7 protein-coding genes are annotated in these 9,920 nt (G+C 67.7%); 5 read left to right on the top strand and 2 right to left on the bottom strand.

What is annotated here, in order from left to right:
- Positions 1-76: 76 nt before the first annotated feature.
- On the bottom strand, positions 77-2,404 hold the full coding sequence (secA2, locus tag AB0M65_RS37905) for an accessory Sec system translocase SecA2 (RefSeq protein ID WP_364039391.1): 2,328 nt from the start codon (positions 2,402-2,404) through the stop codon (positions 77-79).
- A gap of 96 nt (positions 2,405-2,500) precedes the next feature.
- On the opposite strand from secA2, the gene AB0M65_RS37910 reads away from it, so the two are divergent.
- Both AB0M65_RS37910 and AB0M65_RS37915 read left to right on the top strand, forming a co-directional pair.
- Positions 2,501-4,126, top strand: coding sequence for an alpha/beta hydrolase (locus AB0M65_RS37910; RefSeq protein WP_364039394.1), 1,626 nt, complete (start codon positions 2,501-2,503; stop codon positions 4,124-4,126).
- Between the two features lie 52 nt (positions 4,127-4,178).
- Positions 4,179-4,487, top strand: a complete 309-nt coding sequence (locus AB0M65_RS37915) for an alpha/beta hydrolase (RefSeq protein ID WP_364039397.1) — start codon at positions 4,179-4,181, stop codon at positions 4,485-4,487.
- Positions 4,488-4,525: 38 nt separating this feature from the next.
- Here the strand turns inward: AB0M65_RS37915 and AB0M65_RS37920 are convergent, their stop codons facing one another.
- On the bottom strand, positions 4,526-5,194 hold the full coding sequence (locus tag AB0M65_RS37920) for an LppX_LprAFG lipoprotein (protein WP_364039400.1): 669 nt from the start codon (positions 5,192-5,194) through the stop codon (positions 4,526-4,528).
- A gap of 89 nt (positions 5,195-5,283) precedes the next feature.
- Here AB0M65_RS37920 and AB0M65_RS37925 point away from each other — a divergent pair, with 89 nt between their 5' ends.
- The 3 genes from AB0M65_RS37925 to AB0M65_RS37935 all read left to right on the top strand — a co-directional run bounded on the left by AB0M65_RS37925 (position 5,284) and on the right by AB0M65_RS37935 (position 9,544).
- Positions 5,284-6,558 carry an MFS transporter gene (locus AB0M65_RS37925; protein WP_364039403.1) on the top strand — a complete coding sequence of 425 codons (1,275 nt, stop codon included), beginning with the start codon at positions 5,284-5,286 and terminating at the stop codon, positions 6,556-6,558.
- A 68-nt stretch (positions 6,559-6,626) separates the two neighbouring features.
- Positions 6,627-7,970 carry a type I glutamate--ammonia ligase gene (gene glnA / locus AB0M65_RS37930; RefSeq protein WP_037303423.1) on the top strand — a complete coding sequence of 448 codons (1,344 nt, stop codon included), beginning with the start codon at positions 6,627-6,629 and terminating at the stop codon, positions 7,968-7,970.
- An 11-nt stretch (positions 7,971-7,981) separates the two neighbouring features.
- Positions 7,982-9,544: an amidase gene (locus AB0M65_RS37935; RefSeq protein ID WP_364039407.1), complete on the top strand. Its 1,563-nt coding sequence runs from the start codon at positions 7,982-7,984 to the stop codon at positions 9,542-9,544.
- Positions 9,545-9,920: the final 376 nt, after the last annotated feature.

Raw genomic sequence — 9,920 nt, forward strand, 5'->3', positions numbered from 1 at the left:
CAAGGGACCTTTGCTATCACTTTCCTAAAGAGAGTGATAGCAAAGGTCCCTTGCTACCGCGACAGCGACCGAGCGCCTACTTCCGCTTGATCATGCTCCGCACCTTCTTGATGGTCTGTTCGAAGTCGGAGTCGAACGGGTTGTCGTGCACCAGGTAGGTCCACGTCGTGTTCGCCCGCCGCACGCCCGCGTCACCGAGATCGATTCCGTCATCGGTGATCTCCGCGTCCTCCAGCGTCTTCGCCGACCGCTCGGCCGCCTCCGGGATGATCTTGTGGAACTCGGGGATCGCCGCCCGGTGGAATTCGTCGATCGGCGTCTCCCGCGCCAGCGCCCGCAGGTGGATGCTCTCCCGCACGTCGGTCAGGAACGCCAGGTGGTCCGACCACAGCTGGTCGATGTGGAACAGCAGCACCTCCCGGCTCAGCTGTTCCACGCGAGCCTCGTCGTCGACCTTCTCCGAGAGCTCCTTGAACTTCTCCGGCTGCGCCTTCTCCAGCACCTCCGCCGCGTGCGCCGTCCGCAGCGTCTTGTCCCGGTACTCGAGCAGCTCACGGCGCTGCCGCTCGATCAGCCGCGTGTAGCGCCAGGTGTTCCGGTGGATTTCGAGGTCGACACCCTCGGCCACGCGTTGCGCGTGGTTGATCTGCCGCAGCGCCGCCGGGTCGGTGACCTCGCCACTGCCCACGTCGGAACTGATGCCCTCGGGCACGTCCGGCGCGTTCGACAGCACGAGTTCGTCGTTCAGGCTGGCGAAGAACACCGCGCTGCCCGGGTCACCCTGCCGCCCGGACCGGCCGCGCAGCTGCCCGTCCAGCCTGCTCGACGGGTAGCGGGCGGTGCCGATCACGTGCAGGCCGCCCAGCTCGACGACCTCGTCGCGGCCGTCGCCGTCCTTGCCGCCGAGCCGGATGTCGGTACCGCGACCGGCCATCTGGGTCGAAACGGTGACCGCGCCCTTCTTGCCGGCGTCGGCGATGATCTCCGCTTCTTCGGCGTCGTTGCGCGCGTTGAGCACGACGCATTCGAGCTCGGCCTTCGCCAGCTTCTCGGCCAGCTCTTCGGATTCGGCGACGTCCTGGGTACCCACGAGGATCGGCCGCCCGGACTCGTGCACCCGCCGGATCTCCTCCTCGATCGCGCGCAGCTTCTGCGACGGCGACCCGAAGATCCGGTCCTCCTGGTCTTCGCGGATGTTCGGCGTGTTCGGCGGGATGACCGCGACCTCGAGTTCGTAGAACTCACGCAGCTGCTCGGCGACCGCGACCGCGGTACCGGTCATGCCCGCGACCTCGGGGTAGCGCGCGAGCAGCGCCTGCACGGTGATCGAGTCGAGGATCTCGCCCCGGTCGGTCGCTTTGACCTGCTCTTTCGCCTCGACGGCGGCCTGGAGGCCGTCCGGCCAGCGCTGCAGTTCGGCGACGCGGCCGCGCGCGGCGTTGATCAGCTGCACCTTGCCGTCGCGCACGAGGTAGTCGACGTCGCGCGTGAGCAGAGCGTGCGCGTGCAGCGCGACGTTCACCGCGGGCAGCCGGTCCGAACCCGTGTCGTCGTAAAGGTTGATGTCGTCGCCGAGAGCCTTCTCGACGACCGAAGCGCCTGCCTTGGTCAACCAGGCGTTGCGGCCGTCGGCGTCGGTCTCGTAATGCAGCCCGAGCCGCAGCCGCCGGACGATGTTCGCGACCTCTTCGTCGGCGTCGGTATGGTCGATCGATCCGGCCATCACCAGCGGCACGCGGGCCTCGTCGACCAGGACGGAGTCCGCCTCGTCGACGATCGCCACCTCGGGCGCGCGCTGGACCAGATCCTCTTCGCGCGTCACCAGGCGGTCGCGGAGCACGTCGAAGCCGATCTCGCTGACTGCGCCGTACGTGACTTCCTTCGCGTACGCCTCGCGGCGCTCGTCCCGGGAGTGAGCCGGTTCGATCCAGCCGACGGACACGCCGAGCAGGTCGTAGATCGGGCCCATCCACTCCGCGTCACGGCGGGCGAGGTAGTCGTTCACCGTGACGACGTGGACATGCTTGCCGCGCAGGGCGTACCCCGCACCCGCCAGCGCACCCGCCAGCGTCTTGCCCTCACCGGTCTCCATCTGCACGATATGCCCGCTGAGCAGGCCCATCGTGCCGAGCAGCTGAACGTCGAAGGCTCGCTCACCGAGTGCCCGCCGCGCGGCCTCACGGCCGAGCGCGCACACCTCGATCAGCTGGTCGTTGCCGAAGGACGTGGCGTCGCGAAGCTTGCCGGCCCGCTCTGTCAGCTCCTCGTCGGAAAGCTTTTCCAACTCGGGCTCGAGCTTCTCGATGGCCGGCAGCAGCGCTTCGTAGCGGGTCAGCTCGACGCTGCCCGGCCGCTGGATGATCCGGCGCAGCTTCTTGCCCACCCGGCTGATCAGTGCTGCCACCCCTGTGCTCCCGTCTGTTCCTCATGCCGTCCGCACCCGTACCACCAACGCGGTGGTGGTGCGGCCGAGTTCCACGGCCGATGGCACGATCCAACCGTGTCCACTCATGTCAGCGCCAGGTCCCGTGCCCGCCGATTCGTCGCGATCTCGCTGTCCGGCCTGCTCGCCGTCACCTTCGCGGCGTGCTCGTCGGGAGAGGGTAGAACCCAGCCGCCGGCACCGGTGACCGAGTCGCACGCTCCGACGGGACAGGTGCCCGCAGGACTCGAGAAGTTCTACGGACAGAGTCTGACCTGGGCCGACTGTGCACCCTACGCGACATTCGATGACGCAAAAGCGGCGTTTCGAGTGAAGGACGCACAGTGTGCCCGGCTGACCGTCCCTCTCGACTACGCGAAGCCTGACGGCGACTCGATCACGCTCGGCCTGCTGCGCCGGAAGGCGCTGGAAACCGACGAAAGGATTGGCTCGCTCGTGGTCAACCCCGGTGGCCCCGGCGCCTCCGGCATGCAGGCCGCGGCAGGCCTCGCCTCTCGGACCGCGACCAATGAGCTGGGCAAACGCTTCGACATGGTCGGTTTCGACCCGCGTGGCATCGGCGCGAGCCAACCGCAGATCCGCTGCCTGACCGACGCGGAACGCGATGCGGACCGGGCGGATGACAGCGAAACGGACGGGTCACCCGACGGAGTGAAAAAGCAGGAGTCCGAGTCCCAGGACTTCGCGACCAAGTGCGGCGAGCGGACCGAGCACGGCGCCTCGATGCTCGCGAACGTGGGCACCCGCGACGTCGTCAAGGACATGGACGTCCTGCGTTCGGTTCTCGGCGACCCGAAGCTGAGCTACCTCGGCTACTCGTACGGAACCCGGATCGGCTCGGCCTACGCGGAGGCGTTCCCGACGAACGTCCGCGCGCTGGTGCTCGACGGCGCCGTCGACCCGGAGCAGGACGCGGTGGAATCGCTGGTCGCGCAGGGGCAGGGCTTCGGCAAGGCGTTCGGGGAGTTCTCCAACTGGTGTGCCGCGCGGGAGGATTGCGCTCTCGGGCGCGACACCGCGGGTGTGACGAAGGCGTTCCAGGATTTGGTGCGGCCGCTGATCGACTTCCCCGTCCCGGTCAGCGACGGCCGGAAACTGTCGTACGAGGACGCGACGACAGGCGTGATCCAAGCCCTCTACCAGGAAGATCTCTGGGAACCGCTGAACACCGCGCTCAACGAACTGAAGCGCCAGCGCGGCGACGGCCTGGAAAAACTGGCCGACCTCTACAACGAACGCGGCGCCGACGGCCGCTACGGGACGACGCAGGACGCGTTCGTCGCGATCCGATGCGTCGACGACCCGCGAGTCACCGATCCGGCGAAGATCTTGGACGCGCAGAAGCGCTACGCGCAGGCCGCGCCGTTCCTCGACGACGGCAAACCGGACGGCGCCGCGCTCGACTCCTGTGCCTTCTGGCCGGTGCCGAACACCTCGGAGCCGCACCAGCCCAATGTCGAGGGCTTGCCGAAGACGCTGGTCATCTCGACGACCAACGACCCGGCGACGCCCTATCAAGCGGGCGTCAACCTCGCGAAAGCGATCAAGGGAGCTTTGCTGACGTTCGAGGGGAACCAGCACACGGTGTTCCTCCAGGGCGTCTCGTGCGTCGACCAGATCGGCATCGAATACCTGGTGAACGGCGCGATCCCGGCCGAGGGCGCACGCTGCGCGGCCAAGTAAGGAGTTCGGCGCGAACGCCGTGACCGGCCGGAGACGCTGCGAAGATCGCGAGATGCGTCTTCGCCGCGTCCCGGCCGTGCTCGCCGTCGCCGTGCTGGTCGCTTTGTGCACGACGCAGCAGCCACAGCCAGCTCCACAAACCGGACATCGAGGCCTGCCGAAGCCGCTGGTCATCTCGACCACGAACGCTCCGGCGACCCCCTACGCGTCCGGCGTGAACCTCGCGCGGGACCTCAAGGGAGCTTTGCTCACCTACGAGGGCGCGCAGCACACCGTCTTCCTCGACGGCGCCCTCCCCCCGGCACCCGCTGCACCTAGCCCCGGGGGAGCAAGGGACCTTTGCTATCGCCGAAGCCGCTGACCAGGCCTTTCGCCGATCAGGGCAGCAAGGGACCTTTGCTATCGCCCGTCCCCGACGACCACCGCGTCATGCCTGGTCAACGCCAGTTCCAGCATCACCGCGAACTCCTCCGGCTTCGTCGGCGGCACCTGCACCCACACCCGCATCAGCCGCCGCGGCTCGGCCTTCGAAATCCACAGCTTCACGAACACGTCCGACCGAATCTCCGGCACGATCCCGCCGATCACCGCGGCGGGCACCTTCGCGGCAATCCGCACCGAGTCGGTGTCCTGCACCCGCTCCCACCGTTCGCCCCGCAGCTCGGTCGCCCCGAGCAGCAGCCGCCGAAGCCCGCCGTCGGCCCCGAGCATCGCTTGAGGCGTGTAAGGCGCCGAAGCCGGAACCACCCGCTCCACACCAGGCCCACTGAGCGTGATCTCCGAGCCGGACAGCCGGTACTTGACCTTCACCCGCTCGAAGTCATCCTGCAGATCGGCATTACCGACCGCGCCACCGTCGAGACTGATTTCGCCGTCGAGCCCCCGCACGGGCAGCCCGCTGACGACGCCGTTCACCCCGAGTGTGAACCGCACGCTGCGCATCGAGACGAGGGAGTCGGCCGCCGCGCTCACGAATTCAGTCGCCGAGGGCAACGGGGGCGACCCCGCGCAGCCGCCGATGAGCCCGATCGTAAGCAGCAGCGCCGGGACGAGGTGACGGCAGCGCATGGCCAGAGCCTATGGCCTTGGCCCGATTCTTTCGCACGGTGTCCTTCCAGCCGCTTCCGTGGCGAGCCGCGGTAGACGACGCTCTCCCCGTGGAACTTGAAACCCGTTCGCCCCGACTCCACCGTGCGTGGTTCGTCGCCGCGGCAGCGTTCGTCGCGCTCCTCGCCGCCGCCGGTTTCCGCGCGGCACCCGGCGTGCTCATCGACCCGCTTCACAACGAGTTCGGCTGGTCGCGCGCGACGATCGCGTCAGCCGTCTCCGTGAACCTCGTGCTCTACGGCCTCTTCTCACCCTTCGCCGCCGCCCTGATGGAACGCTTCGGCATGCGACGGGTCGCGTCGACGGCGTTGTTCGTGGTCGCGATCGGCGCCGGCGGCACGGTCTTCATGAGCGCGAGCTGGCAGCTCATCCTCTGCTGGGGTGTCCTGGTCGGCGTCGGGACCGGCTCGATGGCGATGAGCTTCGCCGCGACGGTCGCCGCCCGCTGGTTTGTCCGCAGCCGCGGCGTCGTCACCGGGGTCCTCACCGCCGCGGGCGCCACCGGCCAGCTGATCTTCCTGCCGATCGTCGCGAACCTCGCCATCGACTCTGGCTGGCGGACGGCGTCGCTCGTCATCGCCATCGCCGCACTGGCCGTCGTCCCCGTCGTCCTTCTGGTGGTCCGCGATCACCCATCCGACGTCGGAACGACCGCGTACGGCGCCGAGCCGGGCGAAGTCGCCCCGACCATCCGTACGGGTGGTTCCGCCCGTCGCGCCCTCTCGGTGCTCGGCACGGCCGCGCGCACCCGGACGTTCTGGCTGCTCGCCGCCGGCTTCGCGATTTGCGGCGCCACGACGAACGGCCTGGTCAGTACCCATTTCGTCCCCGCGGCGCACGACCACGGCATGCCGCAGACCACCGCGGCGGGCCTGCTCGCACTGGTCGGGATCTTCGACGTCGTCGGAACGATCGCCTCCGGCTGGCTCACCGACCGGGTGGATCCGCGCATCCTGCTCGGCGTCTACTACGCCCTTCGCGGTGTTTCGCTGGCCCTGCTCCCACAGCTGTTGAGCGGATCGGTGGAACCGAGCATGTGGGCGTTCATCATCTTCTACGGCCTCGATTGGGTGGCCACGGTTCCACCGACGGTCGCGCTCTGCGTCCGCCAGTTCGGCGCCGCCGGCCCGATCGTCTTCGGCTGGGTGTTCGCCAGTCACCAGCTCGGCGCCGGTCTCGCGGCCTTCGGCGCAGGCGCGATCCGCGATTCCTCCGGGAGCTACGCGCCCGCCTGGTACATCGCCGCGGGCCTCGCGGTGCTCGCTTCGGTCGCCTCGCTGTCGATCGCGAAAGCGGTCAAACCCGAACCGGTTCTGGTGGGGTGATCCACCACTTCCGGTCGTACGGCGCGTCGCGAAACATGTCGTTAACACGTTCTCGTTAGGGTGCGGCCATGGATCGCCAGCAGGAGTTCGTGCTCCGCACCTTGGAAGAGCGCGACATCCGTTTCGTCAGGCTCTGGTTCACCGACGTGCTGGGGTTTCTCAAGTCCGTCGCGGTGGCCCCGGCCGAGCTCGAGGGTGCCTTCAGCGAAGGGATCGGCTTCGACGGGTCGGCCATCGAGGGATTCGCGCGTGTCTACGAGTCCGACATGGTCGCGAAGCCCGACCCGGCCACGTTCCAGGTCTTGCCATGGGAGACCCCGGATGGAGGCCCGTACTCGGCGCGCATGTTCTGCGACATCGCGATGCCGGACGGCTCCCCGTCCTGGGCGGACCCCCGGCACGTCCTGCGCAGGCAGCTTTCGAAGGCGGCCGAAGCGGGTTTCACCTGCTACGTCCACCCTGAGATCGAGTTCTTCCTGCTCGCCAGCCTTCCGGATGACGGCAGCGAGCCCGAGCCCGCGGACAACGGGGGGTACTTCGACCAGGCCAGTCACGCGACCGCGACGCACTTCCGCCGTCATGCCATCGAGACGCTCGAAGCGATGGGGATCTCGGTCGAGTTCAGCCATCACGAGGGTGCGCCCGGTCAGCAGGAGATCGACCTCAGGTACGCCGATGCGCTGACCATGGCCGACAACGTGATGACCTTCCGTTACGTCGTCAAAGAGGTCGCGCTCACTCAGGGTGTCCGCGCGACGTTCATGCCGAAACCGTTCACCAACCAGCCGGGTTCCGGCATGCACACCCACGTGAGCTTGTTCGAAGGCGACCGCAACGCCTTCTACGACGCCGAAGACCCGTACGAGTTGTCAGCGACCGGTAAAGCCTTCGTGGCAGGGCTGTTGCATCACGCGAAAGAGATCTCGGCCGTCACCAACCAGTGGGTGAACTCCTACAAGCGGCTGATCAGCGGCAGCGAGGCTCCGACGACCGTCTCGTGGGGCCGGGCCAACCGCTCCGCGCTGGTCAGGGTCCCGATGTACTCGCCAGGCAAGGCGTCGTCACGGCGTGTGGAGATCCGCACGCTCGACTCTGCGTGCAACCCCTATCTGGCGTATTCGGTCATCCTGGCCGCCGGCCTCAAGGGCATCGAGAAAGGCTACGAGCTGCCGCCGCCCGCCGAGGACAACATCTGGCAGCTCTCGGACGCCGAACGCCGCGCGGCCGGGTATGCCCAGCTCCCGCAGAACCTCGGCGAGGCCTTGTCCGAGATGGAGAAATCGGAACTTCTACCCGAAGCGCTCGGAGAGCACGTTTACGACTTCTTCCTGCGCAATAAACGTGTTGAATGGGATAACTACCGCAGTGCGGTGACCCCGTACGAACTGCGGACCCTGCTTCCGGTGCTCTAGAAGGAGACCTGATGGTGCGGCGACCAGTGTTCCGAATCCTGACGACACTGGTCGCCGTGACCGTCGCGGCGAGTGCCGCTCCGGCGGCGTCCGCCACTGGCAGGTCCTTCGATCTCGACTCCGCCGACATCCCCGCGCTTCAGGCGCGCATGTCATCCGGACGGCTGACAGCGGTGGGTCTGACCTCGGCTTACCTCGATCGGATCCACAAGGTCGACCGCAAGGTGAACGCCGTCATCGCGGTCAATCCGGCCGCCCTCGCGCAGGCCGCGGAGAGTGACTTCCGACGTCGCACGGGCAAGTCGCGCGGACCCCTCGACGGCATCCCGATCCTGGTGAAGGACAACGTCGGCACCCGCTCGATGCAGACGACCGCCGGCTCGCGGGCCCTCCGCGGCAAGCCCGCGCAGGACGCGACCCTGATCCGCCGTCTGCGTGACGCGGGCGCGGTACTCCTCGGCAAGGCGAACCTGTCTGAATGGGCGAACTTCCGCGCCGCCAAACCCACTTCCGGGTGGTCGGGCGTCGGTGGGCAGACGAACAACCCGTACGTACTCGATCGCAATCCTTGTGGGTCATCCGCCGGATCGGCCGCGGGCGTCGCGGCGTCACTGGCCCAGGTCGCGATCGGCAGCGAGACCGACGGCTCGATCGTCTGCCCGGCCGGGATGACCTCGACCGTTGGCCACAAACCGAGCCTCGGCCTGGTGAGCCGGACCGGCGTGGTGCCGATCTCGGCCGAACAGGACACCGCGGGCCCGATGGCCAGGCACGTCGTCGACGTCGCACTCACCCTGTCCGCGCTTCAGGGCCGTGACCCGAGCGACCCCGCCACCGGCGAGTACCCGCCGAACCAGCTCACCGACTACGCCGCCCAGTTGCGGCCCGGTGTGCTGAAGGGCGCCCGCATCGGGCTCTGGCGTCTGCCGGTGCTCGGCCCGGACGTCGATGCCGTCGTCCTGCGAACCAAGAACGCGCTGGTCAAGGCCGGTGCCGAGGTTGTCGAGGTCACCCCGCCCTACCAGGCCAGGCTCGGTGAACTGGAGTTCCCGGCGCTGCTCACCGAGTTCCACCGCGACATCGATCGCTACCTGGCCACACGCCCCGAAGGCCCGCGAGACCTCGCCGCACTGATCGCTTACAACAAGTCCGACCCGCTGGAGCAGACCTGCTTCGCCGGCCAGGAACTCTTCGAGCAGGCACTCGCCGCTCCCGGCCCGTCCGACCCGGGGTACCTGGCCATGCGTCGCGAGCTGACCGACCTCGCGAAACGCTCGATCGACGAGACGCTCGCCAAGTACCGCCTCGACGCGATCGCCGCCCCCACGAACCCGCCCGCCTGGAAGACCGACTGCAAGACCGGCGACAACGACGTGATCCCGTCGTCGACACCCGCCGCGGTCTCGGGGTACCCGGCCGTCACCGTGCCTGCCGGGTTCGTCGGCGAGCTCCCGGTCGGGATCTCGTTCATGGCGGGGCAGTGGACGGACGCCCGAGTGCTCGCCTACGCGGCTGACTTCGAACGCGTCGTCCCCGCCCGCAAACCGCCCCGCTACCTGAAGACCGTCGGATGACGGCGGTTCGTACCGGCTGACCTGCGGCGATGTCGTTAAGTGACCCCCCTGTTTTCAGGGGGTTCCGGGGCATGTAATCTTCTCTTCGTCGCCAAGAACACCGGGCCGCCGGGGCCGAAAAGCCCCAGGCCAGGAACATGGGCCGAGCGGGTTGACACCGCGAATCGGACCAGGTAACGTTCGGCGTCGGCCCACGAGCGGCCGCCGACTCCCTACAGCTAAGACCGTAGGATTCGGCATGCTCGACCAAAATGCTTATGAATATCGCTTTGAAACAAAGCGTGTTGCTTGAGAACTCAACAGTGTGCTAGTGAACTAAGCCAGTAGAGCTTATTGTTTTTGAACCTCGTTTGAGGTTTCTTTGAGTGCATTAAAT

Origin of the sequence: Amycolatopsis sp. NPDC051071, from assembly GCF_040682875.1 — a bacterium.
Taxonomy (GTDB): domain Bacteria; phylum Actinomycetota; class Actinomycetes; order Mycobacteriales; family Pseudonocardiaceae; genus Amycolatopsis.